Source organism: Cohnella hongkongensis, from assembly GCF_042654645.1.
GTDB lineage: Bacteria > Bacillota > Bacilli > Paenibacillales > Paenibacillaceae > Cohnella > Cohnella hongkongensis.
This window is the reverse complement of the sequence record NZ_JBHSEP010000010.1, coordinates 23,140-49,232: the sequence shown is the minus strand read 5'-3', so window position 1 is coordinate 49,232 and position 26,093 is coordinate 23,140. Positions and strand designations below refer to the sequence as shown.

The 26,093-nt window shown below is 58.9% G+C and carries 20 protein-coding genes; 17 read left to right on the top strand and 3 right to left on the bottom strand.

Annotated features, from left to right (window positions below):
• Positions 1-9: 9 nt before the first annotated feature.
• Positions 10-588, bottom strand: a complete 579-nt coding sequence (yyaC, locus tag ACFO3S_RS14700) for a spore protease YyaC (RefSeq protein WP_378097409.1) — start codon at positions 586-588, stop codon at positions 10-12.
• 226 nt (positions 589-814) lie between these two features.
• On the opposite strand from yyaC, the gene ACFO3S_RS14695 reads away from it, so the two are divergent.
• The 3 genes from ACFO3S_RS14695 to ACFO3S_RS14685 all read left to right on the top strand — a co-directional run bounded on the left by ACFO3S_RS14695 (position 815) and on the right by ACFO3S_RS14685 (position 5,349).
• Positions 815-1,714, top strand: coding sequence for an SDR family oxidoreductase (locus tag ACFO3S_RS14695; RefSeq protein ID WP_378097407.1), 900 nt, complete (start codon positions 815-817; stop codon positions 1,712-1,714).
• A gap of 177 nt (positions 1,715-1,891) precedes the next feature.
• A complete protein-coding gene (locus tag ACFO3S_RS14690; protein WP_378097404.1) occupies positions 1,892-3,718 on the top strand; it encodes a sensor histidine kinase in 1,827 nt (608 codons plus the stop codon).
• Between the two features lie 14 nt (positions 3,719-3,732).
• Positions 3,733-5,349: a response regulator transcription factor gene (locus tag ACFO3S_RS14685; RefSeq protein ID WP_378097401.1), complete on the top strand. Its 1,617-nt coding sequence runs from the start codon at positions 3,733-3,735 to the stop codon at positions 5,347-5,349.
• Here ACFO3S_RS14685 and ACFO3S_RS14680 read toward each other — a convergent pair.
• Positions 5,346-6,323: a substrate-binding domain-containing protein gene (locus ACFO3S_RS14680; RefSeq protein ID WP_378097398.1), complete on the bottom strand. Its 978-nt coding sequence runs from the start codon at positions 6,321-6,323 to the stop codon at positions 5,346-5,348. The two genes, ACFO3S_RS14685 and ACFO3S_RS14680, sit on opposite strands and share 4 nt — an antisense overlap.
• 260 nt (positions 6,324-6,583) lie before the next feature.
• Between ACFO3S_RS14680 and ACFO3S_RS14675 the strand changes: the two genes are divergently transcribed.
• From ACFO3S_RS14675 to ACFO3S_RS14610, 14 genes are all read left to right on the top strand, one after another.
• Positions 6,584-8,098 (top strand): sugar ABC transporter ATP-binding protein, encoded by a 1,515-nt coding sequence (locus ACFO3S_RS14675; protein WP_378097395.1) that lies wholly within the window; start codon positions 6,584-6,586, stop codon positions 8,096-8,098.
• Between the two features lie 12 nt (positions 8,099-8,110).
• Complete coding sequence (locus ACFO3S_RS14670; RefSeq protein ID WP_378097392.1) at positions 8,111-9,049, top strand: ABC transporter permease; 939 nt, start codon at positions 8,111-8,113, stop codon at positions 9,047-9,049.
• 144 nt (positions 9,050-9,193) lie between these two features.
• Positions 9,194-10,159 carry a substrate-binding domain-containing protein gene (locus ACFO3S_RS14665; protein WP_378097389.1) on the top strand — a complete coding sequence of 322 codons (966 nt, stop codon included), beginning with the start codon at positions 9,194-9,196 and terminating at the stop codon, positions 10,157-10,159.
• Between the two features lie 16 nt (positions 10,160-10,175).
• Positions 10,176-10,952 carry an SDR family NAD(P)-dependent oxidoreductase gene (locus ACFO3S_RS14660; RefSeq protein WP_378097386.1) on the top strand — a complete coding sequence of 259 codons (777 nt, stop codon included), beginning with the start codon at positions 10,176-10,178 and terminating at the stop codon, positions 10,950-10,952.
• A gap of 24 nt (positions 10,953-10,976) precedes the next feature.
• Positions 10,977-11,717 carry an SDR family oxidoreductase gene (locus tag ACFO3S_RS14655; RefSeq protein ID WP_378097383.1) on the top strand — a complete coding sequence of 247 codons (741 nt, stop codon included), beginning with the start codon at positions 10,977-10,979 and terminating at the stop codon, positions 11,715-11,717.
• A gap of 15 nt (positions 11,718-11,732) precedes the next feature.
• On the top strand, positions 11,733-12,101 hold the full coding sequence (locus tag ACFO3S_RS14650) for a sensory rhodopsin transducer (protein ID WP_378097380.1): 369 nt from the start codon (positions 11,733-11,735) through the stop codon (positions 12,099-12,101).
• A 20-nt stretch (positions 12,102-12,121) separates the two neighbouring features.
• Positions 12,122-13,330 (top strand): hypothetical protein, encoded by a 1,209-nt coding sequence (locus tag ACFO3S_RS14645; RefSeq protein ID WP_378097377.1) that lies wholly within the window; start codon positions 12,122-12,124, stop codon positions 13,328-13,330.
• A gap of 367 nt (positions 13,331-13,697) precedes the next feature.
• On the top strand, positions 13,698-14,663 hold the full coding sequence (locus tag ACFO3S_RS14640; protein WP_378097374.1) for an ABC transporter permease: 966 nt from the start codon (positions 13,698-13,700) through the stop codon (positions 14,661-14,663).
• A gap of 12 nt (positions 14,664-14,675) precedes the next feature.
• Complete coding sequence (locus ACFO3S_RS14635; RefSeq protein WP_378097371.1) at positions 14,676-15,557, top strand: carbohydrate ABC transporter permease; 882 nt, start codon at positions 14,676-14,678, stop codon at positions 15,555-15,557.
• A gap of 69 nt (positions 15,558-15,626) precedes the next feature.
• Positions 15,627-17,330 carry a type 2 periplasmic-binding domain-containing protein gene (locus ACFO3S_RS14630; RefSeq protein WP_378097368.1) on the top strand — a complete coding sequence of 568 codons (1,704 nt, stop codon included), beginning with the start codon at positions 15,627-15,629 and terminating at the stop codon, positions 17,328-17,330.
• 115 nt (positions 17,331-17,445) lie between these two features.
• Positions 17,446-19,188 carry a sensor histidine kinase gene (locus tag ACFO3S_RS14625; RefSeq protein ID WP_378097365.1) on the top strand — a complete coding sequence of 581 codons (1,743 nt, stop codon included), beginning with the start codon at positions 17,446-17,448 and terminating at the stop codon, positions 19,186-19,188.
• Positions 19,185-20,774 carry a response regulator transcription factor gene (locus ACFO3S_RS14620; RefSeq protein WP_378097362.1) on the top strand — a complete coding sequence of 530 codons (1,590 nt, stop codon included), beginning with the start codon at positions 19,185-19,187 and terminating at the stop codon, positions 20,772-20,774. Before ACFO3S_RS14625 ends, ACFO3S_RS14620 begins: the two co-directional genes overlap by 4 nt.
• A gap of 197 nt (positions 20,775-20,971) precedes the next feature.
• Complete coding sequence (locus tag ACFO3S_RS14615) at positions 20,972-21,496, top strand: RNA polymerase sigma factor (RefSeq protein ID WP_378097359.1); 525 nt, start codon at positions 20,972-20,974, stop codon at positions 21,494-21,496.
• Entirely contained in the window at positions 21,480-22,280 is an 801-nt protein-coding gene (locus ACFO3S_RS14610) for a hypothetical protein (RefSeq protein WP_378097356.1), read from the top strand. Before ACFO3S_RS14615 ends, ACFO3S_RS14610 begins: the two co-directional genes overlap by 17 nt.
• Before the next feature lie 227 nt (positions 22,281-22,507).
• Here the strand turns inward: ACFO3S_RS14610 and ACFO3S_RS14605 are convergent, their stop codons facing one another.
• Positions 22,508-25,930 carry a collagen binding domain-containing protein gene (locus ACFO3S_RS14605; protein ID WP_378097353.1) on the bottom strand — a complete coding sequence of 1,141 codons (3,423 nt, stop codon included), beginning with the start codon at positions 25,928-25,930 and terminating at the stop codon, positions 22,508-22,510.
• Positions 25,931-26,093: the final 163 nt, after the last annotated feature.

The window sequence follows — 26,093 nt, the reverse complement described above, 5'->3', positions numbered from 1 at the left end:
CGAACCCAGTCACGACAAGGCCGGTTCAATCGCGCGTCCGGCCGACATGCGGATGCCGACGAGCAGACTGCGGGAGATCAGACCGGCCATGCTCATAATGAGATGCAGCCGGGTGCTCTGCAGCGCCTGGTAGCCGAGAAGGCCTCCGACGTTCACGATGCCGGACACGTGAATGTGGCCGACCGGGGGCAGCTGCTTGTTGACGCCCGCGCCCGGGCGCAGCGGACCATCGCCGATCAGGACGGCTCCGATGCTGGCGGCCTGCCCAAGGCAGGCGTCGACGCCGATGACGAACGGATCGCGGTAACGGGACGAGAGCTTGTCCATCGTGTCCTCCAGGTTCATCGCGTGAACCGGAGTTTCCAGCGTGCCGATAATATCGAACTCGGGAGAGCGGTATTTGCCGAGCAGCGTGCCCGTCAGCGGACCGAGCGAGTCGCCTGTGCACCGATCGGTGCCGATGCAGACGACGACGATGCGGCGGCCCGGCGCAAGCGCGCCGAAATAAGCGGCGAACCGGCCCGCCAGCTGCACGGAGGCGGACGGATCGGTATGGACGACGTGGAAGGCTCTGGGCGGGATGGACATGTTTTCACCTCAAGTTTAGGCTGCCGTAATGTTCTCCGATCGAGAGGGGAACAAGATGATGATACGATATGTATCATAAAAAGGCTGTCGCAATTTCGCCCGGACGGGCAAGCAAGTTGCGCGATCGTTCGACATACCGTATTTCGGAAGAACGCCGCTTCGGCCGGAACTTTCGCCCGACCGGGCGAATACCCTGCTATCAGATCGATTGATGGAGGGTTGCTCGATGGTTCCCGGATATCCTTACTACGGACAGGAGACGAAGTGCGAGCAGGTGCCGATTACGTTCCCGCCGCAGCATCAGGAACGCCAGCCCGGGCTCGAATACAAGATGGCTCCCGCGCCGATCTCCGACAACCCGGCCTACCGGGGGAGCGGCAAGCTGGCCGGCAAGGTCGCGATCATTACCGGCGGCGACAGCGGCATCGGGAGAGCGGTGGCGATCGCCTTCGCCAAGGAAGGGGCGGACGTGACGATCGCCTACCTGTACGAGCGGGAGGACGCGATGGCAACGCAGCGCATGGTCGCCCAATACGGCAGAAGATGCTTGCTCGCAGAGGGAGATTTGCGCCGTCCGGCGTTTTGCCGCGAAGTCGTGCGCCGAACGGTCGAGTGCTACGGCCGACTCGATATTCTGATCAACAATCAGGCCGTGCAGTTTCCGCAAACCTGCATTGCGGACATATCGGACGCGCAGCTCGAGGATACGTTCCGGACGAACATCTTTCCGATGTTCTACCTGACGAAGGCCGCTCTTCCTCACCTGTGTCCGGGAAGCGCCATCGTGAACACGGCGTCCGTCACCGCTTATGCGGGGGCGCCGCTTCTGGTGGACTATTCCGCGACGAAGGGGGCGATCGTCTCCTTCACGCGCTCGCTGTCCCTCCAATTGGTAGGCGCGGGCATTCGCGTCAACGCCGTCGCGCCCGGTCCGATCTGGACGCCGCTCATCGTCTCGAGCTATTCGGCCGACTACGTAAAGACGTTCGGGCTGGAGACGCCGATGAAGCGGGCGGGCCAGCCGTTCGAGCTCGCGCCGACTTACGTTTATTTGGCTTCCGACGACTCCTCTTTCGTTACCGGCCAGGTGCTGCACGTCAACGGCGGCATTATGACGGAGACCTAACGTCCTGTCTTCGGCCGCTTTCCCCCAGCAAGCTCCGCAAGGGGCTTTTTTTTTTAGTGATTTAGAAAGTTGTAAATATTGAAAGCTGTATCCGAAAAAAACCAAAAGGATCGGGCCTCGCGACGCCGAATGTATACCGTTCAGCATTACGCCAACAGACAGAAGGAGCCTAACCCGGTGATAGCCAAATTCGCGCGCATGGCGCTGCACCGCCTGCTGAATCGGAAGAGCATCCAGTTCCAACTCTTCCTGACGTTTATGATCATCAACCTTGTCCCGATCGTCGTCATCGGCTATTTTACGTTCCGCGTATCGTCGGCGACGATCTCCGAGGAAGTAAAAAACAGCAACGAGCAGCTGATGGGGGAGATCGTCAGCAATTACGAGCTGTACTTCCGCAATATCGAGATCGACGCGAACAAGTTCGCTTCCCAGATGGTGAACAACAATATCCGCTTAAACGAAAAGGTGTATTTCTTCGATACGTTCATCGTGGAAAACATTATGGAGATTAACGACTACTTGCACAGCACGTTCGAGGCGACCGGCAACTTTCTGAGCATCCGCGTCTTTTCCGACAACGGCCATTTCATCAGCAGCGCGTTTAACCAGGAGACGTACGAGGTGTATTCGTACAATTCGGACGAGGATCTGGCCTGGCGCGAGGCGATGCTGAACAATCGGGAGAACAAGCTGATCTTCGACGTGCATCCGCTGAACCGGGAAGGTCTGCTCAGTCTTGTGGCGTCCAAGCCGGTCATCAATCCGTTCAGCGGCAAGCGGATGGGCTACGTCAGCTTCGACAAGGAGATGGATTCGTTCGCCTCTCTGTTCCAGCCGTTCGAGCAGAGAGCCGGCAGCACGATCCAGCTCGTGTCCACGGCCGGCAAAATCCTGTATCATACCGACATGAATCGGATCGGAACGACGGTCGACCCGATCTGGCTGTCCCGGATCACGGCATCGTTCGACGCTTCGAACGGGGAGATCGAGACGATCGACAAGGACAATATGGTGCTGGCCAGCCGAATGCCGAATCAGGACGCCTACATGATCAGCTCCGTCCCGCTTGCGCTCATCAACAGCCAGGTCGAATCGATCCGCAACCTGACGATCTTCGTCATGCTGCTCTCGGTCGTGCTCGTGTTCGGCTTGTCCTTCCTCCTGTCCGTCTACATCTCCAAGCCGATCAAGCAGCTGAGCAAAGCGATGCAGCAGGTGGAGAGGGGACGTCTGAACGCGCCGATTCCGCTCATGGAATCGAATCTGGAGACGTGGCGGCTGGGCAAAAGCTTCGAGTCGATGCTGGCGCGGATCAACGAGCTCGTCAAGACGCAGTACGAGATGGAGCTGCACAAGAAGGACGCCGAGCTAAAGGCGCTCATGATGCAGATCAATCCGCATTTTCTGTACAACACGCTGGAGGTGATCAGCGGCATCGCGGATTACGAGCAGGTGTCGCAAATTTCGGAAATTACGCAGTCGCTGAGCCGGATGCTGCGCTACAACATCGATCTGAAGACGGAGGAAGTGCGGATTCTGGAGGAGATCGACAACTGCAGCAACTTTTTTCTCATTCTGAAGAGCCGCTTTGGCGACAAGCTTCATGTGGAGCAGAGCATCGATCCCGAAGCGCTGCCGTACAAAATATTGAAGATCACGCTCCAGCCGCTGATCGAGAACGCCGTGAAGCACGGCGTGGAGAAGAAGCTCGGAGATGCGACGATCAGGCTCTCGGTCGCGAAGCAGGACGGCGAGATCGAAATCCGCATCTCGGACAACGGAACGGGCTTCGACGCCGACGCGTTGGAAGCGTTCGAGGCGTTCAAGCGGCAGTCGGCGTCCACGTTCTACGAGCCGGGCGACGCCAAAAAAGTCGGGCTGAAAAACGTCTATTTGCGGCTTCGGATTCTGTTCGGAGACCGGCTCGGCTTTGACATTGACAGCATAGAGGGGGAGGGCACGGATATTACGATCCGCTTTCCCGCCATACCCGCAAAATAATGGAGGTTGACGCCATGCGGCAGCAGACGTTCGCAGCAAGAATATTGGTCGTAGAGGACGAGATCGGAGTCAGGCGCAGCTTGATCGGCAAGCTTCGGGGCATCGAGCTTCCGATCGAGATCGCCGGAGAAGCGGAGAACGCCGAGCAGGCGCTGGAGATGATGGAGAAGGAGACGCCGGATATCGTACTGCTCGACATGCGCATGCCGGGCATGGGCGGCTACCGGTTTCTGCCGATTTTGCAGCGGCGGTTTCCCGGCGTCAAGACGATCATATTAAGCGGGTATTCCGACTTCGAGTACGTGCTGCAGTCGCTGCGCAGCGGCGCGGTCGACTACTTGACGAAGCCGGTAATCAAGGAAGAGCTGGAGAAGGCGCTTCAGAAGACGCTCCGGACGATCCGCGCCGAGCAGGAGAGGAGCGAGCGGGACATCGCCACCGGCCTGCTGCTGAATCAGGCCGTTCCGCTGCTGAAGCATCAGATCATGAACCGGCTGTTGAAGCCGATGTCGTCTCAGGCGGCCGCGGAGAAGCTGAGCCGGCTCGGCATCCGGCTGGAATTCCCGCGCTATGCGATGCTCGTCGTCCGCATCGCCGATTACGCGAACGTGAAAGCCCAGTTCATGCAGGACGCCGGGCTCGTCTTCTTCGTCTTCGAGAACATCGCCCGAGATACGCTGGATTGGCCGTTCTACGGCTTTCCCCGGGAAGGGAGGGAAGGCGAATATGTCAGTCTGCTCGGCCTGTCGTCTTCCGATGCCGCGTTCGAGCGGACGGCCTGGCGGCAGCCGATCGAGCGGCTGCTGGACAATCTCCGGCAATACGGCCGGTTCGGGGCGCGCATCCTCGTCACCCCGTCCTTCTCCGGCCTTCAGGCCGCCGGCATGGCTTACCGGCAAGCGGAGGAGCGGCTGAAGTTCGACGGCGATTCGGAGGAAGAAGCGGTTCACCTGCTGTCCGACGGGGACCAGTGGGGCTGGCAGGCCGGGGAAAGCGTCGAATTGGACGGGGAAGCGCTGGAGGAGGCGATCGTCGGCAGAAACGTCAAGGAGCTTCAGGAGACGATCAAGGCGTTCTTCGACAAGCCTGTGCCCGCTAGGCATGCGGCGTCGGCCGTCTATTACGCGCTTGATCAGACGCTCGACCGGCTGTTCGTGGAGCCGGAGCCGATGAGGAGAAAGCTGCCGGAGCTGGCGAGGCTGCTGGAACGGACGTCGGATGCCGCCGAGCTGAAGGAGGAGCTGCTCGTGCTGGCTGTCCAGATTGCGGAGGCGGCCTCGAAGCGCAACCAGGGAGAAGCGCGTCACATGATCCAGCAGGCTCAGAAGTATATCGACGAATGTTATTTCGAGGAGATTACGCTGGAGGCGCTGTCGAAGAAGTTTTACTTGAACCGGACGTACTTCAGCGAGCTGTTCAAGAACGAGACCGGCTGGACGTTCAAAAAATACTTAAACCACGTGCGCGTCGAGAAGGCGAAGCAGCTTCTCGTCGATCGCGAGCTGCGCCCGTCGGTCGTCGCCGAGCTCGTGGGAATGAAGGATCCGGTCTATTTCTCCGTCCTGTTCAAGAAGCTGACCGGCTGCCCGCCGGGCGAATATCAGAAAAAAATGGCGGGCATGGGCCTCTAGCGGATGTTGATGAAGTAATCGACATTTTCCTGCGTCACGAGCCGGTAAGGGATGAAATAGCTTTTCGCCACATGGCCGTTCTGGGCGATATTGATCGCCAGGTTCAGGGCCATTTTGGCTTGCCCGGTGGCGTCCTGGAAGACGGTCGCCGCCATTTTCCCGTCCTTCACCGCCTGGAGCGCGTCGGGGATGGCGTCGACGCCGATAATCGGGATGCGAAGGCCGGCTTCCTCCATATAATCGAGCGCCCCGAGCGCCATCCCGTCGTTATGGGAGACGACGGCGCCGATCTTAGAACCGTGCTTGGCGTGCCATTTTTTCATCAGTTCGTACGCTTCCGTCCGCGACCAGTTGGCCGTCTCTTCCTCCAGCACGCGAATGTTCGGGTACCTGTCCAGCACGTTCAGAATGCCTCTGGCCCGCTGAATCTGCGACGATTGCTCGACCAAACCTTTGAAAATGACGATGTTGCCCTCCCCGCCAAGCGTTTCCGCGATGTACTGCATTTGGATCTCTCCGGCCTGGATGTCGTTGGAGCCGACATAGGTCGTCAGCCGGTCGGTATCCGGAATCGTATTGATGCCGACGACCGGTATGCCCGCGCCGATCGCCAGCTGGACGGCTTCGTTGGACTTGGCCGCGTTCAGCGGATTCAGGATGATGACGTCCACCTTCTTGGCGATCATGTCCTTGACGTCCGCGATTTGCTGCTCCGCATCGACGTTCCCCTCATATGAAAACAACTCGATATTTTCCCTCAAAGCGGCTTCCGCTTCCAGCTTGATCTTGATCATATCCGTGAACTCGAAGCTTCCCAGCACGGTGAAGCCGAGCCGAATCGGCGCCTGCTTCGTTGCGGCCGCCGTCGGGGAAGACGAAGGCATCGCCGAGTAGCGAGGCTCGCCCGGGGCGCTTCCGAAGCAGCCGGTCAGCGCCAGGCTTAACAAGAGGAGGAGCAGAGACGCTTTTCGCATAAAGCCGGGCACCCCCGTTTACAATTTCGCACCTCATTAGATTACCACAGACGTCCCGGCTTTGCCGGGGGGAAGCGCCGTTCCCGAAAAAAACAAAGCCGATTCCCGAAGCGGGATAAAGCCGGGTCGACGGCGGCTCGCAGAGCAGAACGGATTACAAGCGGGATCTGAAGAAATCGAAATGTTTTCGCGGGGCATCCGCTATAGAATTCGGGTTAGGCAAGACGAAGAAGCCAATATCGAGCAGTCAGGGTGATGACATGAATGGCGATGCGGTCGTGCTGGAGATGCGCAACATCTCCAAATCTTTTCCGGGCGTTCATGCCTTGAAAAATGTAAGTCTCTCCGTCAAGAAAGGAACCGTGCACGCCCTGATGGGCGAGAACGGGGCCGGGAAGTCGACGCTGATGAAAATTTTGATCGGCATGTACACGCAATATGAAGGCGATATCGTCTACAAAGGCCGCAAGCTCGTTCACGCGAGCATCCGCGACGCGATCAACGCAGGAATCGCGATGATTCACCAGGAGCTGTCCTACGTGCCCGACTTGACCGTCGCGGAAAATCTGTTTCTCGGCAACGAGCCCCGAAGCGGGTGGGGCGTCATCGACCGGAAAAAGCTGCGCGAAGACACGGTCAGCTACTTGAAGCTGGCGGGCGTGGAGATCGATCCGGCCGCCCGGATGAAGCAGCTGAGCGTCTCCGAGCGGCAGATGGTCGAGATCGCCAAAGCGATCTCCTACCAGTCGGACGTCATCATTATGGACGAACCGACCTCGGCGATCTCCGACCGGGAGGTGGAGCGGCTGTTCAAGCTGATCGAGGGCTTGAAGAAGCGGGGCGTCGCAATCATCTACATTTCTCACAAGATGGACGAGATTTTCCGCATCGCGGACGAGTTTACCGTGCTGCGGGACGGCACTTACGTCGGCACGGAGCCGATCGCGGGCGCGGACATCGGCCGGATGATCTCGATGATGGTCGGACGGGAGCTGAAGGAGCTGTTTCCCCCGCGGACGCCGGCGTACGGTCCCGCTGTTCTATCGGTGCGCGGCTTGACGCGCAAGGGCGTGTTCGAGAACGTGTCGTTCGACGTCCGCAAGGGCGAGATTGTCGGCATCGCCGGCTTGATGGGCTCGGGGAGGACGGAAGTCGTCAACTGCATCTACGGGCTGGACGGCTACGACGCCGGCGAGATCCGGATCGGCGGCGCTGCGGTTCGCATTCGTTCGCCGAAGGACGGCATCGCGCAGGGGATCGGGCTCGTCAGCGAGGACCGCAAAACGCAGGGGCTTGTGCTGCAGCTGTCCGTGAAGGAAAACATGATGCTGTCCAACTACCGGCTGGTCTCGCGCGCCGGCGTCGTCTCCAACGCGAAGGAGAAGCGGATTGCCGACGATACGATCGGCGAGCTGGCGATCAAGACGCCCAGCCGCGAGCAGAAAGCGAAAAACCTGAGCGGCGGCAACCAGCAGAAAATCGTGATCGGCAAAGTGCTGCTGGGCAATCCCGACCTGCTCATTCTGGACGAACCGACCCGCGGCATCGACATCGGCGCGAAGTCGGAAATCTACAAGCTGATTTCCAGGCTGGCCGACGAAGGGAAGGCGGTCATCGTCGTCTCGTCGGAGCTTCCGGAAATTATCGGGCTGAGCGATCGGATTATCGTCCTGCACGAAGGCCGAATCGCAGGGGAGCTGTCCCGGGACGAGGCCAGCGAGCAGAACATTATGGCGCTCGCCTTCGGCAAGCAAACGCAACAGATGAACACGTAAGGAGACGTGCACATGAGCCATGCGATGAAATCCGCACTAACGGGCGATTGGTTGAGAAAATACGGGCTGCTGCTGGCGCTGGTCGTTCTATGCGCCGTATTCGCCTCGATGTCGCCGGTGTTTCTAACCGAACGAAATTTGCTGAACGTGCTTAATCAGGTGTCCATCAACGCCACGCTGGCGATCGGCGTCACCTTCGTCATTCTGATCGGCGGAATCGACCTCGGACTCGGTTCGTACGTCGCCTTAACCGGCTGTCTGGCCGCGCTGTTCGCCAGCTCGGGCGAAGGCGCGTTCGTTCCGATCGTGCTCGGCGTCGCCGGCGGTCTGCTGATCGGACTCGTGAACGGGGTCACGATAACGAAAGGAAAGCTGGCCCCGTTCATCGTCACGCTGGGCATGATGACGATCGCGCGGGGAGGCGCGCTCGTCATCAGCGAAGGGCGGCCGATCTCCAACCTGTCTCCGTCGTTTAACGCGATCGGGGGAACGGTGTTCGGCGTCCAGATTCCGGTGCTGATCGTGCTCGTCGTTTTCCTCCTCTCGCTGTTCGTGCTGAACAAGACGGTATTCGGACGCTACGTGTACGCCGTCGGCGGCAACGAGGAGGCGGCCCGGGCGTCGGGCATTCACGTTCACCGCATCAAGCTGTACGTGTACGTGCTTTGCGGCGGCCTCGCCGGTGTGGCGGGCATTATGCAGACGGCGAGAATCGAGACGGGCCAGCCCAATATCGGGGTCGGCTACGAGCTTGACGCGATCGCCGCAGTCGTCATCGGCGGCACGAGTCTGGCCGGCGGCTCGGGCCGGATGACGGGCACGATTATCGGAGCGCTGATCATCGGCGTCATTAACAACGGTCTGGATCTGCTCAACGTGCCTTCCTATTACCAGCAGATCATTAAAGGGCTGATCATCGTCGGCGCCCTGCTGATCGACCGCAAATCCTGACGGCGCATGCCTCCGGCGTCCCCGATTAAGGAGGTGAGCGCGGCGTACGGGACCGGAGCGGGAAAAGAGCCGGAGCAGCAGTTGAACCGATAAGCTTCACGCAAGGCAGTGATTCTATTCAACATTCTAGGGAGGTCATGAAAGATGAAAAAACGGATGAGTCTATCGATCGTACTTGTACTGGCATTGCTTCTGGCGGCTTGCGGCGGCAAGGAGGAGACGGGCGGGGAAGCGTCCGGGTCGGCTCAGGCCGGCGGCGGAGAGAAGCAGATTACGATCGGCGTCAGCATCTTGAATCTGGCCAACGAATTTACGGCGACGCTGGCGAAGGGCATCGAGGAGAAGGGCAAGGAGCTCGGCGTCAAAATTATCGTCAACGACGGGCAGAAGGACCCGAACAAGCAAATTCAGCAAGTGGAGACGTTTATCGCGCAGAAAGTGGACGCCATCATCTTTAACCCGATCGAAGCCGAAGCGTCGTCCCCGGCGGTCGACAAGGCGAAGGAAGCCGGCATTCCGGTCATTAACGTCAACTCGGTCACCAAGTCCGAACCGGATGCGTTCGTCGGGTCCCGGGACCAGGAGTCCGCGCAGCTCGCGATCGACTATCTGGCGGAGCGTCTCGGCTCCAAGGGCAACCTGGTCATGATGCACGGCCATCTCGGCCAATCGGCGGAGATCGACCGGACGGAAGGCGCGATCGAGGCGCTGAAAGCTTATCCCGACATGAAGCTGATCGCGGAGCAGACGGCCGAATGGAACCGGGACAAGGCGCTTACGCTGATGCAGAACTGGCTGCAGGCGCACGACGGCCAGATTCAGGGCGTGTTCGCCCAGAACGACGAGATGGGCATGGGCGCGCTCAAGGCGCTGGAAGACGCCGGCGTCAAGCAGGACATCGTGCTGGTCAGCGTAGACGCGATCGCGGACGCGCTGCAGGCGGTCAAGGATGGGCGTCTGGATGCGACGGTGTTCCAGAACGCGGCCGCGCAAGGGGGCGGAGCGGTGGAAACGGCGCTTAAAATCATCCGTAACGAACCGTACGAGAAGGAAGTGTTCGTGCCGTTCGAGCTCGTCACGCAAGACAACGTCGATCAATATTTGAAGTAACGGAGGCGACGGAACCATGAAGGTCAGCGACAAATTTCGTCTCGACGGCCGCGTCTCCATCGTGACGGGAGGAGCGGTCGGGCTCGGCAAGGCTATGGCGCAGGGGTTGGCTCAGGCGGGCTCGCATCTGGTCATCGCCGACCTTCGACTGGAGGCAGCCGAGAAGACGGCGGCCGAACTGCGGCTGGAAGGCGTGGACGCGATCGCCGTTCGAGCGGACGTGACCGATCCGGCGAGCGTTCGCGCGCTGGCGGACGCTGCACGGGAGCGGTTCGGCCGGATCGACGCCCTCTTCAACAACGCCGGCATCACCCTGCACGTTCCGGTCGAGGAGATGCGGCTTGAAGATTGGCAGAACGTGATGAACGTCAACCTGACGAGCGTATTTCTCGTATCCCGGGAAATCGGGAAAACGATGATCGCCCAAGGCGGCGGCGCGATCGTCAACATCTCGTCGATGTCGGGACTCGTGTCCAACGTACCGCAGCATCAGGCCGCCTACAACGTGTCCAAGGCGGGCGTCATTATGCTGACGAAGAGCATGGCATCGGAATGGGCGCGCTACGGCATACGGGTCAATACGATCGCGCCCGGCTACATGAAGACGGAGATGACCGCCCCTTATTTTGATGAGAACGGCGACATGGTCCGGACATGGATGGGCGGGACGCCGATGGGCCGTCCGGGAACCCCGGACGAGCTGCAGGGAATCGCCGTCTATCTTGCTTCGGACGCGTCGTCCTATGCGACGGGCGGGGTGTTCGTCATCGACGGCGGCTATACGATACGATGAACGGCTTAAGAAAGGAGAACGGATATGAGCGACAAGTTAAAAGGACAGACGGTCATCGTGACCGGAGCGAGCCGCGGGCTCGGGCGCGCGGTATGCGCCCATCTCGGGAGCTTGGGCATGAAGGTGGCGGCGATCGCCCGCAGCGAAGCCGAGCTGCAGAGCTTGCGGAAGGAGCTGGAAGACCAGGGGACGGAGTGTCTGACCTTCGCCCTGAACGTCACCGACTACGACGGCCTCGGCCGGGCGGTGGCGGAAGTGCACCGGACGTGGGGGAGCGTCGACGTGCTCGTGAACAATGCGGGAGCGGGCGTGGATACGTCGTTCGAGGAGATCACGAAGGAAGACATCGACATGACGATCGATGTCAACCTTAAGGGCGTCATCTACGCTTCCAAGCATGTCGCCCCCTACATGATGAAGCAGCAGCAAGGCCATATCATCAACATCTCGTCGATTGCCGGAACGCGCGGCCTCAACACGAAGAACAACAACAACGGCATCTATACCGCGACGAAGTTCGGCGTGAACGGCTTCGGGGACGCGATCTCCAAATATTTAATGAAGGACAACATCCATGTCGTGACGCTGTGCCCCGGCGGCATCGACACGAGCTGGTGGGACCGCTGGACGTGGCTGCACGAGAAGGACGCGCTGATCAAGCCGCACGATATCGCGTCGCTGATCGCCTTTATTTTGAACGCCCCGAACAACATTTTGTACAAAAAGGTGCTGTTTCACCCGACCGTCGAGGTCGATTCCTGGTAAGCGAGGAGATACGAGATGAGCAAAGAAATCGGCGCCAAGCAATGGATCATTCCGGACGGCTTCACCCCGGTGCGCAGCTCGGGCGCGCTGGAGAGCCACGAGGCGATCTGCATCGTGAACTGCTCCGCTTCCAAGGCGACGGTGAGCGTGACGGTGTACTTCGAGGACGAGAGTCCGATCGGAGAGATTACGTTCGCCGTGGACGGACAGCGCACGAAGCACGTTCGAACCGATACGTTGGAGAAAGACGGCGCGAAAATTCCAAAAGGCGTCCCGTACGCGATGAAAGTGGACAGCGACATTCCGATCGTCGTGCAGTACAGCCGGATGGACGCGACACAGGCGGAAAATACGTTAATGACGACGATGGCTTATCCCGTCTAAGAAAGAGAGGTTAGGAAACGATGAGCAAAAGAGCGCTGGCGGAAAAGCTGTTGGAGGAAGGCCAAGGGGTGCTGAGGCTGGCTCCGGCCTGGGTTCCCCGCTCGTTCTGCCGTCCGGGCAGACGAATCAAGCTGCATCCGGACGACTACTTCGTGCTCGGGCTGGCCCGCGGCGGCATCGACGAGCGCTGGTTCTCCTCGACGACCCGCGCCGAGAACGGGCCGGACACGCCGGAGGACGAAGGGATGAGCTACGTCGTCTCGGCGGACGGCCGCGAACGGATGCTGCTGAAGGATGCGGTCGACGAACTGAAGGGCGGGGCGATCGGCGAGGCGATCTGGGACAAGTACAAGGGCTGGCCGATTTACTCCAAGCTGTTCGACAACCTGAATCCGCTGCCGCACCACGTCCATCACGACGACGAAGCGGCCGCGCGCGTCGGTCAGAAGGGCAAGCACGAGATGTATTTTTACCCTTCTCAGTTGAACAACCACGGCGGCGAGTTTCCCTATACGTTTTTCGGATTTAATCCGGGCGTCACGAAGGAGCAGGTCAAGGAAACGCTGATGAACTTCGCCAAAGGGGACAACGGGATTACGAACCTGTCGCGCGCCTACAAGCTGACGCTCGACACCGGCTTCGACGTTCCGCCGGGCATTCTGCACGCTCCCGGCAGCCTCTGCACGTACGAGCCGCAGTTCGCTTCCGACGTCTACGCGATGTACCAGTCGGTGCTGCACGGCGAGCATGTCGTGCCGGAAGCGCTGCTGTGGAAGGATACGCCTCCGGAGGAAGTCGGCAACTATGATTACCTCATGGACATTCTCGACTGGGAGGCGAATACGGACCCGGACTTCTACCAGCGTTTCTTCATGTCTCCGAAGCCCGTGCGCGACCTTGAAGAGATGCGGGCCGAAGGATACGTGGAGGAGTGGATCTGCTACAAGAGCAAGCTCGTGTCGGCGAAGCGGCTGACCGTGCTGCCGGGAGCGACCGTCACGATCCGGGACGCCGCCGCTTACGGCCTGTACATGCTGCAAGGCCACGGCAGGCTGGGCGTCTGGGATCTCGAGACGCCCGCGCTGATCCGCTACGGCGAGCTGACGCACGACGAATATTTCGTCACCGCGCCGGCTGCCCGGCAGGGGATCACGATCTCGAACCCGTCGAAGACGGACCCGATCGTTCTGCTGAAGCACTTCTCGGAAAATCCGGATTTGACCCTGTAAGCCGTTCTGCGGAAGACAAAAACGTTATCCCGCCGATCCTAAGGACGGCGTAAGCCGTTTATGCTTGGTTACAGAAACGAGAACGGGCTGTCCCTCAATCCTTTCAAGAAGGCAGCAATCGATCAAAAGCCAGAAGTGGCGGTGCAGGGATCCCCCCTAGCACCGCCACTTCTTTATTTTTTTGCCGATTTCCTTCAAGCGAGCAGACCTCCTTTGGGGACCGCCTCTTTTTGGCGTCCTTCCGTCACGAAGGCCGCATTTCAGTCGAGGAGTGTACATTTCCAGTCGCAGAGTCCACTATTGCGCGTAAAGTCCTTGCTATAATAAGCGATGTAAGCGCTATTACAGATAGAAAGGGGGAGATATCGTGGTCCGAAAATGGCAGTCTGCCGCCAAGGCCGGCGTCGGGGGAAGCGTCTCCGCCGACAAAACCTTGCTGCAAAGCATCGTCAAGCACCGCACCTTATACCTGATGTTTTTGCCGGTCGCTGCCTATTACGTTATTTTCAGATATTGGCCGATCGCCCTTGCCTGGATTGTCGCCTTCAAGGATTTGCGGCTTGGCATGGGCGTCTTCGACAGCGAATGGGTCGGCTGGGCCAATTTCAAAGTCATGTTCGACGATCCGGAGATCGTGAACGTTCTGACGAACACGGTGGAAATCAGTCTGCTGCGGCTGATCGTCGGATTCGTGCCGCCGATTGCGCTGGCGATCATGTTCCACGACCTTGCCTCTAAGCGGCTTAAAAAATGGCTGCAAAGCGCGGTGTACATCCCGCACTTTTTCTCCTGGGTCATTATTTTCGGAATCGTATTCGCTTTTTTTTCCACCGGCTCGGGATTCGTCAATAACGTGCTGGAACGCTTCGGAATGGAGCGCTACGAATTTTTTCTCTCCGAGAGCTGGTTTCGCCCGATTCTGGTCGGCTCCGCGTTATGGAAGGAAATCGGCTGGAGCACGATCATCTACCTTGCGGCGCTCAGCACGGTCGATCCGCAACTGTACGAGGCAGCCAGAATCGACGGCGCGGGTCCGCTGAGGCGCATTGTCTCTATTACGCTGCCGGGCATCCTGTCGGTCATTACCTTCGTGCTCTGCCTCAGCCTCGGCAACATTTTGTTCGCAGGGGGCGAGCAGATTCTGCTGTTCTACAACAAGGCCGTTCTGGATACGGCTGACGTCATCGAAACTTGGGTGTACCGCGAAGGACTGGGCAGACTGCAATTCAGCATCGGCACGGCGGTCGGCATCTTCCAATCGTTCATCGGCATGGTCGTGATCGTGATCAGCAACAGTCTGGCCAAACGGTTTACCGGCCGGGGCATCTGGTAGAGGAGGGGTCAAGTGCATTACAAATCGGCTAGCGAGCGAACCTATCAGATCGTCATCCATCTCGTCGTCATCGCCGTGGCGATATCCGCCGTGTTCCCGCTGCTCTACGTCATCGGGATGTCGCTGACGACGAAGGCGGAGATGATCGAGCGCAACTACTTCGTCATCATTCCGCTGGAGCCGACGCTGGAAGCCTACAAGCGGTTGCTGGCCTCCTCGGTCATCTGGAACGCCTTCGTCGTGTCCACGGGGCGAGCCGTCGTCGGACCGCTGCTGACGCTGCTGCTGACGACGATCGGCGCCTACGTGCTGGCGCAGCGGACGCTGCCTGGCCGCGGCATCTTCCTGTTCTTTATCCTTGCGACGATTCTGTTTAACGGAGGGTTGATTCCGACCTATCTCGTGATCAAAAATTTGGGACTCATCGATTCCTATTGGTCGCTCATCCTTCCGATCATGGTCGACAGCTTCGGGCTGCTCGTCATCAAAATTTTTATCGAGAACTTGCCGGACGGCTTGACCGAATCCGCCAAAATTGACGGCGCGGGGGAATGGAGCATGCTGCTGCGAATCATCATCCCGCTTGCGGCGCCCGCGCTTGCGGCCATCGGCTTGTTTAATCTGGTCGCGCACTGGAACAGTTGGTTTGACGCGCTGCTGTATTTGAACGACAAGCAGATGTATCCGCTGCAGATGGTGCTTAAGAACATGCTGACGATCGATTCCGTCAGCGGAGATTCGATGAACGCCGTGCTGAAGTCGTCGCAGTCGATCAGTACGGAGACGCTTAAGATGGCCGCGGTCGTCATCGGCATTATTCCGGTGCTGTGCGTCTATCCTTTTTTGCAGAAGCATTTTGTCAAAGGCATGTATATGGGATCGGTCAAAGGCTGACCCGCGATGTTCGGAGGCGACTCAGGCGCTTCTTGACATAAAAAATAGAGATCGAAAGGGGAAACACGAATGAAGAAAGGACATTGGTCTTATACGGCGATTGCGCTGCTCATTGCTTTATCGGCGGCGCTTGGCGCTTGCTCGTCGGGCGGCAATAAGGAGAACCAGGCCACACCCGGCGGCGAAGCGCCGAACGCTTCGGGGACGAGTCAAGCAAGCCCCGCCCCGGCGAATGCCGACGATGCCGGACCGCCGATCAAGGAACTGGTTTTCCCGGCGGCCTTCCCCGAAGTGCCGAAGGCTGTGGACGCCTCAAGCTATGCGTATGACGACCTTAGCCAGAAGTACGAGCTCGATCTGATGGTGGCCGGCGCCTTTAACCAGCCGGTGCCGGAGGATACGATCAAAGCGTATCTCGAGGAGAAATTCAACGTATCGATTAAATTTACGAGCATGACCGGCGAGGATTTGAAGAACTCCGTCAGCGTGCGATACGCTTCCGGTTCGGAGCCCGACCTCGTGATGTTCTCCTACAAGGACGTAGCGCGCTCCCTCTTCGAAAGCGGTCAATTGCTCGATGCCAGGGAAATTCTGCCGTACATGCCGCAGACGATGCAATACGTCACGCAGGACTACGCCAATTGGGCGACCGTCGACGGAAACATGATCGGCATTCCGCGATATCCGATTTTCCCGAACAACTGGGGGTACTTCATCCGTCAGGACTGGCTGGAGAAGTTGGGCATGAGCATGCCGACCAACGAGGACGAATTGTTCGCTTACGCCAAAGCGGTAGTCGAACAGGATCCCGACGGGAACGGCAAGCCGGACACCTGGTTTATGGCTACGGCCGGCGGGGGCAACGGCTGGAACATGCTGGACGCGCTTAAAGCGATGTACGGCCATCCGAGCTGGAACGTGGCCGACGGCAAGATCAACCATCCGATGCTGGACGGCACGACCAAGCGTTTTCTGGAATTTGTGAAAAAGCTGTACGACAACAAGCTGCTCGCTCCGGACTGGTATACGATCGGATGGGAGCCGTTCAAGGCGTACAGCCTGAACGACCAGATCGGCATGGTCTGGTATCCGGGCTGGAACATTATCGACGAGCAGTACAACGCGAAGAAGAAGGACCCGAACGCCGTCCATTTGTGGGCGCCGATCCAGCCGCTCAAATCCAATGACGGCAAAGGCGGCATGTACGGTCCGGGCGACAATCCGGGAGGCATCTTCATCATCTCGAAGAAGGTGGCGAACGACCCCGGCAAGCTCAAGCGCCTCGCTCATCTGATCGATTCGATGATGTATCCGAACGTCAATTACTGGGCCGTATCTCAAGGCGGCGGTCCGGAAATTTATCCGGGAGAATCCAGAGTGGAGTTGAACGAAGACGGCACGAACATATTTGCCATCGCGCCAACCCACGTTCAGCTTGCCAAGCCGGAATATCAGTCGCTGGCTGATTGGCAGTTTTTCGGCTACAGCCTCATCTGGCAAGTGTACGACGACGAGCCCGTCGGCGTGCTGGGCAGCAAATACAATCAGGAGATCATCGCCATGCCCCGCTACAAAAATTACGATATGAACCTTACGCTGGACGGTACGACATCGACGAAAATCGCCGATTTCCAAAACAAGAACGAAATTTCCTTCGTGCTGGGCAAACGTTCGTTGGACGAATGGGACAGCTACGTGGAAGAGTGGAAGAAGGCCGGCGGTCAAAAATTGATCGACGAGGCGGCCGAGCAGCTTCAGGTTTCCAAGCCTTAGCCTGCGGTACGGGTCCGCAGCCCTATACTCACGAACGCTTGTACGTATAAGCGTTCGTGAGTATACTTCTATGTATGCCGGGTGAGAGGGGCGAGCTTAGGTGAGAGGGTATCGGATGAGTTCGCGCAACAAACTGATTTTGCTCCTTGTTGTCCCGGGTACGTTGTTCGTAATAATCGTGACGCAGATCGCCAAAGACTACGCGCTCGAATTTCTGCGGGAGACGCAGAACGAAGCGCTGGCGGGCATGTCCGACCAGGTGGTGCACTTGATCGGTATTTATAACAACGAGATTACGTACAATATGCTGGAAATGGAAGAGATCATCAAGCAGGAGGGCGGCCCGGGGGACCGGCTGTACGAGGCTATGCGCACGGTGGCGATGATTCGGGCCGATTTCGTGCGCGGCGTCGTGTACATGGCGAAGGACGGGGACATTACCGGCTACCCGATTACGTTCTGGGGCAACTTCTCCGCCAAGGAGGAGGCGCTGATTCTCGAGCAGGCCGAGCGGAGCCGCGGGGTGTTCGAGTGGTCCAATACGATTCGCTCCGATATCGGGCGCTCGGGGACGTTCGGGCCGACGAGCATCGTGACCAAAACGGTGTTCGATACCGGCGGCCGGCCGCTCGGCTATTTGGCTTTCCTCGTCGATTTGTCCGCGTTTCTCGAACGGAGCGCCGCCTTCGCCGGCGCCTATGAAACCCAGACGCTGCTGTACGACCGCGAGGATCGCCTGATCGATTTTATGGGGGCGATCAATGTGACGACCCCTGTGCTGATTTCTGAAGAATACGTGCAGACGTTTTCTTCGGCGCTTTCGTATTTTCGCAGCGAGGGGATCTACCACTCCGTCGGGACGATGGAGGCGAACCTCGGCTGGAAAATCGTCGTCGTCGGCGACGTGGAGAAGCTGGAGTCGCGATTCGAGCCGCTGAGCCAAATCGCGTGGGCCATCGTGCTGTTCGGCATGCTCGGCTTTCTATGCATCTATGTGGCGGTATCCTGGTGGTTTACGCGTCCGGTAATGCTTCTTACCAAGGGGATTCGGAAGGTGTCCAAGGGGGATCTCGACAGCAAGCTGCTTATTCGCCAGCAGGACGAATTCGGCGAGCTGGCCGTTCAGTTCAATCGGATGACGGCCACCATCAAGGCGCTGATCGTCGATCTGCAGGCGACGGAGGAAGCGAAGCGGAAATCCGAAATGCAGACGCTCTTGTCGCAAATCAATCCTCATTTTCTGTACAACACGCTTAATACGATCGATATGATGGTCGATTTCAGTCCCAAGTCGGAGCTTCACGAGATGATCAACGTGCTGTGCAGGCTGCTCAAGTACAGTCTGGACAGCCGCAGCGAGGAGCGCACGCTGGAGGATGAGCTGCAGTATACGAAAAATTACTTATACATTCAGTCCGTCAGATACGACAATCGATTCGAGATCGCCGTCTCTCCCGTGAGCGAGCGGCTGGGCGCCGTGAAGGTATTGAAGCTGATTCTCCAGCCGATTGTGGAAAACGCGCTGTTCCACGGCATGCATCCGCTTGAAGGGCGGAAAGGACGCCTCGTCATCGAGGCAGAGGAGAGGTCCGGCGACCTGGTTTTGACCGTAAGCGACAACGGCGTCGGCATGTCCGGGGACAGGTTGTCCGCCGTGCGCAGCGCCTTGTCCGGCACGGAGGCGGAGGACGGCATCGGCATCGGCGTGCTTAACGTACATCGCCGAATTCGCCTATACTACGGCGCGGAATACGGGCTGGCCGTCGACAGCGCCGTCGACATGGGGACGACGATTACCGTGACGCTGCCGCTTAGAAATCCACCGCTTGCGGCAGACAAAGAGAGGTTAAACCGATGAACGATGATGCGGAGCAGGTCAGGCTCAAGCTGCTGATCGTCGACGACGAGCCGATGGCCAGAAGGAAAATCCGCTCTTTCTCCCCGGAGCGGCACGGCTTCGAGATCGTCGGCGAAGCGGAGAACGGCAATCAAGCCTGGAATAGGATACGGGAGCTGGCGCCGGACATCGTCGTCGCGGACATCGGCATGCCCGTGCTTAACGGTCTGGAATTGCTGGAGCGGGTACACGGGATGAAGGACCCGCCGAAATTTATCTTGCTGACCTGCTATGAGGATTTCGACAAGGTCCAGGCGGCGCTCCGTTACGGGGCCCACGATTACATTACGAAGCTGCTGCTCTCCGAACGGGATTTTATCGACTGCCTGAACAAGGCGGCGCTGGCCATCCGCCAGGAAAGACGCAACAGGAAAAAGGCGCTGCGCCAGCTCCTGCTGGAAAGGCTGATGTCCAACGACGACGCGGACGCTGCGGCCGATCAGCTTGCGGCGCTGTCCTTTCCTTCCCGGCGGCATGTGCTGGCGCTGATCCGCTTTGCCCCCGAGCATAATCGGGCGATGTTCGGCGCCTCCTCGGCTCTGGAACATTCGGAGGAGGACAACTTGTCGCTTGCCGTGCAGATCGAACCGGGATTATGGGCGATGATCGCCGCCACGGACGAACGAGGGCGAGGCTCTGCGTTCTTCGGTTGGGCGATGCAGACGCTGCGCCGCGGTTATGAGGCATGCAAGGCCAATGGGATTGCGGCGCTCCAAAGCGTATCCGACATCCGGGACGGTCTGCCGCTTTCCGCATCGTTGGTTCAGTGCCGCCAACTGATGGATGAGGCGTATTATTTGCCGATCGGGGTTCCCGCCGTTGCCGGCAGGCCCGGCCGCACTTCGACGTACCCTCCCGACGTCTTCGAAGCCAGGAAGAAGGAATGCCGCCAAGCGGTCGAGAGGGGAGACGCGGAGGCGGTGGCGCAGCTGCTGCTTCGCTGGGTGGAAGAGTCGGAACGGCAGTATTGGCCGAAGCCCGCGCAGCTGTGCATGATGGGCGCGGCATTGGCGGGATGTCTGAGCGACGATTATACGTGCCGCCATACGGACGGCTTCGTTCCGCTGCGGCTTTGGCTGCAGAAGCGCATAGAGGAAAGCTGCCATATTTCGGAGGTTAGGGCGGCGGTCGAGGAGGCGGCGGACGCTCTGCGGGAAACGCAGACGTCTCTGCGAGGCGTTCGCTCGGAAGTGTTGAAAGCGCTGCGTTTTGTCGAGCAGCGCTACAGGGAGCCTATCGATGCCGCGGCTGCAGCCAGTCACGTCAATCTAAGCCCGAGCTGGTTCGGTACGCTGTTCCGCAACGAGATCGGCTGCAGCTTCTCCGACTATTTGCAGACCTATAGGCTCGAGCAGGCCCGGGAGCTGCTGCTGCGCACGGATCTGAAGGTGTACGAAATCGCGGAGCGGACGGGTATTCCGAACTATCGCTACTTCTCCAAGCTGTTCTCCGGCAAATACGGGCTCAAGCCTCAGGACTTCCGCTACAGGCTGCGCGGCGGGGAGCAGGAGTGCGACAAGCCATCCATGGGCGAGGCCAGAATGTAGTCTAATCGATTTACGCGAAGGTCTGACTTCGCAAACGGATCGGCGGACAGGCTTGACCCGGATAAAACATAGAGCTGCGGCTTTCGAGGTGACGTCATGCGACGATAGTCGTATGGCGTCTTTTTTTTGCTTTACAGCAAACTTTCCGAAGATTCGCCGGGTAATACTTATAGAACAGCAGGAAAGAGGGGATTCGAGTGGACAACCGGTGGATCGAACGCATTCTCCAAGGAGATCGCAGCGCGTTTCGGTCGCTGTACGACGAATATTTCGATTATGCGATGCGAACCGCCAAGCTCGTGACGAAAAACGAGGAGTGGGCGAAGGACGCGGTGCAGGAAACTTTTCTCCGGGTATACCGGAACGTCTGGCAGTACGACAGGAGCAAGCCGTTTAAGCCATGGTTCTACTGTATTTTGCTCCGCGAGTGCTACAGGGTAATGGAACGGGAGAAGAAGGTCGTGCCGCTTAGCGAACAGCTGGAGAAAATCGCGGTGGAGCAGCGGCTGCCCGACGCGTCGGTGGACGTCTACGGGGTGCTGCAATCGCTGGACGATCTGTACCGCATTCCGCTGATTTTGAAATATTTGCACGACTATAGCGAGAGGGAAATCGCCGACATGCTGGACGTGAACGTGAATACGTTGAAGTCGCGCTTGCTTAAGGGACGGGAAAAGATGAAGAAAGGGCTGGGAGGCGAACGCTATGGAACGGAATCTTAAAGACAGAATGCTCGAAGAGAGCCGTTACGCCGCAGGGACGAAGGAAGAAGTCTGGAACCGGATCGACGCGCTGCTGGACAGCGAGCCGGCAACGCCGACGAGAACGGGAACGAGAACGAGGACGAGAACAGGGACGAGATCGCGGGCGTCCCGGCAGCAGACAGGAAGGGGTAAACCAACGATGAGAATGTTGAAGCTGGCGATGGGCGTCGCCGTCGTGTTTATGGCTTTCGGAGTATACTTGGCGATGCCGGCCGGGACGGCTTTTATGGAAGAGGTCAAACAGTGGTTCGCGCCGGAAAAGAAGGTTGAAGTGGAGGTCGAGGGTCAGAAGGAGGAAACGGACCAGAAGCTGCATCAGAACGAAGAGAGCTCGTACATCATCTATTACGATCAGGAGCGCTACAAGCTCGTTCAGGAGGACGGCCGGGACGTCATTACGACGAAGGAGCCGCTGCCCGAGCGTTATCCCGAAGTGTCGATGACGATCGAACAGTATAAAGACGAGAAGCCGGAGGAGTTGATCAAGCGGCTGAGCGAGGAGCTGGCGGGCAAGTATGAAGACGTGCGCGAGGTCGAAAAGGTGTCGGAGCCGGTACAGGGTTATACCGTCCGGGCGCTGGCCGGCAAGGAATGGGACAGCGAGGTCGTCGTCATCTACGTCGTGGACAATCTGAAGCAGGGCAGCTTCGCGATTACCGAAAAGTACTTCCTGGAAGCTGCGGAAGGGCACGGCGCCCGGTTCCATCAGATGCTGACGGAGTTCAAGGTGCTGGAGGAATAGGACGGGAGTCTTCGATCGGGAGCCTGCCGGGAAGCAGGAGCGCACCATCGGAAGCAAAAAAATGGCGATGCCGGGATCACCCTGGCATCGCCATTTTTCAGTGATTCAGAAAGTTAAAAATTCGTTATCCTTATCTGAATCCCCTACGACATAAACGTTATCCCGCCGATCCTAAGGACGGCGTAAGCTGTTTATGCTTGGTTAGTTATCCGAACCCGGGGAGCGGGTTAGTTCCCTCTGCGCAGGTGACGGCGGCCGACCCACAGACCGGCGGCGATGAGCGCGGCTCCTCCTGCGTAATACGGAAGCGGGCTCGCCTCTCCGGTCTTCGGAAGAACGCCGGGGCCTGCGGGAGCCGGCGTTCCCGAACCCGATCCCGAACCCGGCTCGGGCTCCGGACCGCCGAGCGGAACGTCCTCCTCCGGAATATCGACCTCTTCCGGGGCGCCGGGCTCCTCCGGAGCTTCAGGCTCGACCGGATCTACCGGTTGGCCAGGCTGCTGCGGATCGCCCGGATTTCCGGGGCTCTCCGGATCTCCAGGGTTCCCGGGATCCCCAGGATTCCCCGGATCGCCGGGATCGCCCGGGTCACCGGGACTGCCGGGATCCCCCGGGTCGCCCGGATCTCCAGGTCCTCCCGGGGTCTGCGTTCTGCTGTTCGTTACGGTCATAACGACCGTCTTCGCTCCGTCCACGGTCGTGCTGTCGATGGTCACGTCGTACAAGGTCCGATCGATCGTATATCCTGCCGGCGCCTTCGTCTCTTCCAGCACGTAGTCGCCGTACAGCAGATTGGCGAAGAGAAGCTCGCCGTTCCCGTCGGTCGTTCCGATTCGCGGCGCGCGGGCGCCCGACTTGTCGATCAGCTTGAATTCGGCGCCGGCCAGCACCCTCGCAGCATCGGCGGCATCGACCTTGATCACCTGCAGCGCGCCGGTCTCGCCGCTTCCGGATCCCGAGCCGGACGACGTGCGCACAACGATTTCCTCGAACTTCTCCCGAAGCTCCGTCGTCAGTCCGTCGCCTTCCAGGTAGACGGTGTTGCCGACCTTTTCTTTATCGTTAGCCCGGATCAAGGAGCTGTACTTCAGAATGAACGGCCGGCTGATCGGTTCCCGGAACGCCAGCTCGAACGACTGGGCGCCATTTGCGTCCGTGTGGATCTGAAGCGTGTAATCCTCGTCCTTGATTTTCTCATCCGACTCGACGATCGAGCCGTCGGCTCTGACCGTCGTCTCGAACAGACGGAAGGAGTCCGCCACAAGCTCCTGGTTCGGCGTCGGCGTGTCGATCACTTTGGCGTTCGTCAGATAGGACTGTCCTTCGTTAATCCGGATCGTCCAGTCGATCGATTTGCCGTTCTGAACTCCGAACTTGCCGACATACTGGCCGCCATTGGGCACGTTCGCCTTGGCGTTCCATGTCGTCTTTTTGCCGTCGTTCACAAAATCCGCGTAGTTCCAAATTTCTCGTTCGATCAGCGATCCTTCCAGCGTCGTCTTGAACTCGAGCCAGTACGAATTCGTGCTGCCTTCAGGCAACCTGACGGTCAAGACGTTGCCGTTGTCCGCGGTCGGGAGATCGGTATCGTAGTCGTCTTCGGACAATGCAGGCTTTCCTTGCTCCACGCCTCCGCCGGATTTCACCGTCATCGGGTACAGCTTCACGGAGCCGGGAACCAGCTTCTGGCCCTGCAGCAGCTTGTCGGAGACGCTTGCGCCGACCAGCTTGTCGAAGTTGTAGTTGATCAGGACGCTCCAGGTGATTTCCTTGGTTGCCGCGTTATAGGAACCGGATTTTCCGCCGTTGTTTTTCGCATAGCGGTTCAAGTCAAACTCGGCTTCCGCGGCCGCTTCCTTCCGATTGTCGTACTCGTCCGTCCAGGTGACGACGGCTTTGTTGTTGATCCGTTTGCCGAGGTCTCCCACCCATTGAACGTCGAATTTCGTCTCGTACTCGATCGTATACGTGTCCTCAACCACGATTTTGAAGGCAATGTCGAAGCCGCTGCGCGGCGGATCCGCGTAGACGAGATCGAAGTCTCGGCCGCGCTCCAGTTCGCGGCCCTGGGAATCTCGGATCTTCAGACTATCCGGGATCAGCTCCAGTCCGCCGTTCGTGAACTTATCGGCGATGCGGACGTCCTTCATGACGTACCGGCTGTCGTCCGGCTTCTTGTCGGTGTTGATTTTAATTTCCCACTTCGCCGTTTTCTCCGCGTAATTCATCGACTTATGAGACTTGACGATCGCGCCCTGAGCGTGCCCCTGGCTAGCTTCCCCCGTTCCGCCAAGGCCGTCCGTCACGACGTTCTTCACCGTCTCCCCGGCTGTGGGTCGACCGGCCGGCTGCGTCTGATATTGAATCGTATACGGCGAAGTCACATCGCCGAGGAATTGCAGCTCGAAGCCGTGCGCCGACTCGTCAAGCGCGTAGTGCTGCGCACCGAGCGGCTCTCCGGTATCGCCGGAGATCACCTGGAACGAATTCGGCACAAGCGTATGCGCGCTGCTGAACTCATCCTTCAGCCAGGCCCGATCTTGAGGAATCGAGTCGCGGCTGAAATTGTAGCGAATGACCCAAGTGATGACGCCCGTGGACGAGTCGTAATGCCCGACCGCCTTCTCCAGACGCTTGCCGCGGTCCACCGTTACGCTGGCGGACGCCTGCACGTCCTCGATATTCGTCCCCGACAGCGTGGCCGTATTGACGAATTTGCTCTGCGAGCCCGCGACGTCCGTGGAATACTCGATCCGGTAAGCCCGATCGATCGGATCGGCAAACTTCAGCTCGAACCGGTCTTCGGTCGCCTCCAGCGAGTATGTGGACGGCTCCACCGGAGCGCCCTTGACCGTCGAGCCGTTCGCATTCACCTGCAGCCGATACACCTTGACCGAATCGGCGAGCAGCTTCAGCCCCTCCGGCATCGGGTCGGCTACGGTCGCCTGTTCGATCATCTCAAGCTTCTTGTTGATGTCGATCGTCCAGTCGATCCGGCTCTTGTCGGCCGCCAGACGACCCTGCTTCTCGATCGTCGTTTCGACGTCCGGCTTCCATACGATCACGACCGTCTGCACGCCGTCCCGAATCGGCACGGGAATGACGACTTCCTCTCTGCCTTGAACGATTTCCACCTTAAACTCGGTAACGATCTCCAGTCTGCCCTTGACGTTGGAATGATTCTCCACATAATCGTAGAAGGTCATGACGACTCGTCCGTCCCGGTCGACGGTGAAGGAGCCGACCGTGCCGTCGTCATTGGCCAGCGTTCCGTCGATCTCCGTATAGATGGCGAACTCCGGCGGAAGATCGAACGAGAACGTATCCCCTGCCTTGTAGCCGTGCCCGTTCGGCAGCTCCCATTCGAATTCCAGGTGAACCGCGGAGCCGATCTCGAACCGGTAGTCCGGATTGTACACCGCGTCGACGACCGAGCCCTGGGCGTCCTTCAGTATCACCTTGGTCAAAATATTTTCCTCAATTGCCGCGGCGGGCCTGCTCTCGGCAGCTTGCTCCGCTGCGGCTTCCGCCTGCCGTCCTTCCGTTGCGGGACTCGGAGCGCCGTCGGCCGCATACAGCGCCGAGCCGCCGACGAACACGTTAAACATCAGCAGCATCACGATTCCCATGGCGTACATTCTTTTCTTCATTTCGTTGCTTGTTCTTCCTTTCTTTACTGTTCTCCTTCAGCGGTTCTTGCACGTGCTTCCAAGTCTATCCCGTTCCCTGAAGAGCTGTCGATGTGCCCGCAAGCTCCGCTGCTTGAGCCATTATAATCGAACGATCTGAATAAAAAATGAACAACATCCAAAT

What these genes read in the sequence shown, in the direction of transcription:
- yyaC (WP_378097409.1), bottom strand. Translation starts at nt 588, where the DNA reads ATGTCCATCCCGCCCAGAGCCTTCCACGTCGTCCATACCGATCCGTCC.
- ACFO3S_RS14695 (WP_378097407.1), top strand. Translation starts at nt 815, where the DNA reads ATGGTTCCCGGATATCCTTACTACGGACAGGAGACGAAGTGCGAGCAG.
- ACFO3S_RS14685 (WP_378097401.1), top strand. Translation starts at nt 3,733, where the DNA reads ATGCGGCAGCAGACGTTCGCAGCAAGAATATTGGTCGTAGAGGACGAG.
- ACFO3S_RS14680 (WP_378097398.1), bottom strand. Translation starts at nt 6,323, where the DNA reads ATGCGAAAAGCGTCTCTGCTCCTCCTCTTGTTAAGCCTGGCGCTGACC.
- ACFO3S_RS14675 (WP_378097395.1), top strand. Translation starts at nt 6,584, where the DNA reads ATGAATGGCGATGCGGTCGTGCTGGAGATGCGCAACATCTCCAAATCT.
- ACFO3S_RS14670 (WP_378097392.1), top strand. Translation starts at nt 8,111, where the DNA reads ATGAGCCATGCGATGAAATCCGCACTAACGGGCGATTGGTTGAGAAAA.
- ACFO3S_RS14665 (WP_378097389.1), top strand. Translation starts at nt 9,194, where the DNA reads ATGAAAAAACGGATGAGTCTATCGATCGTACTTGTACTGGCATTGCTT.
- ACFO3S_RS14660 (WP_378097386.1), top strand. Translation starts at nt 10,176, where the DNA reads ATGAAGGTCAGCGACAAATTTCGTCTCGACGGCCGCGTCTCCATCGTG.
- ACFO3S_RS14655 (WP_378097383.1), top strand. Translation starts at nt 10,977, where the DNA reads ATGAGCGACAAGTTAAAAGGACAGACGGTCATCGTGACCGGAGCGAGC.
- ACFO3S_RS14650 (WP_378097380.1), top strand. Translation starts at nt 11,733, where the DNA reads ATGAGCAAAGAAATCGGCGCCAAGCAATGGATCATTCCGGACGGCTTC.
- ACFO3S_RS14645 (WP_378097377.1), top strand. Translation starts at nt 12,122, where the DNA reads ATGAGCAAAAGAGCGCTGGCGGAAAAGCTGTTGGAGGAAGGCCAAGGG.
- ACFO3S_RS14630 (WP_378097368.1), top strand. Translation starts at nt 15,627, where the DNA reads ATGAAGAAAGGACATTGGTCTTATACGGCGATTGCGCTGCTCATTGCT.
- ACFO3S_RS14625 (WP_378097365.1), top strand. Translation starts at nt 17,446, where the DNA reads ATGAGTTCGCGCAACAAACTGATTTTGCTCCTTGTTGTCCCGGGTACG.
- ACFO3S_RS14620 (WP_378097362.1), top strand. Translation starts at nt 19,185, where the DNA reads ATGAACGATGATGCGGAGCAGGTCAGGCTCAAGCTGCTGATCGTCGAC.
- ACFO3S_RS14610 (WP_378097356.1), top strand. Translation starts at nt 21,480, where the DNA reads ATGGAACGGAATCTTAAAGACAGAATGCTCGAAGAGAGCCGTTACGCC.
- ACFO3S_RS14605 (WP_378097353.1), bottom strand. Translation starts at nt 25,930, where the DNA reads ATGAAGAAAAGAATGTACGCCATGGGAATCGTGATGCTGCTGATGTTT.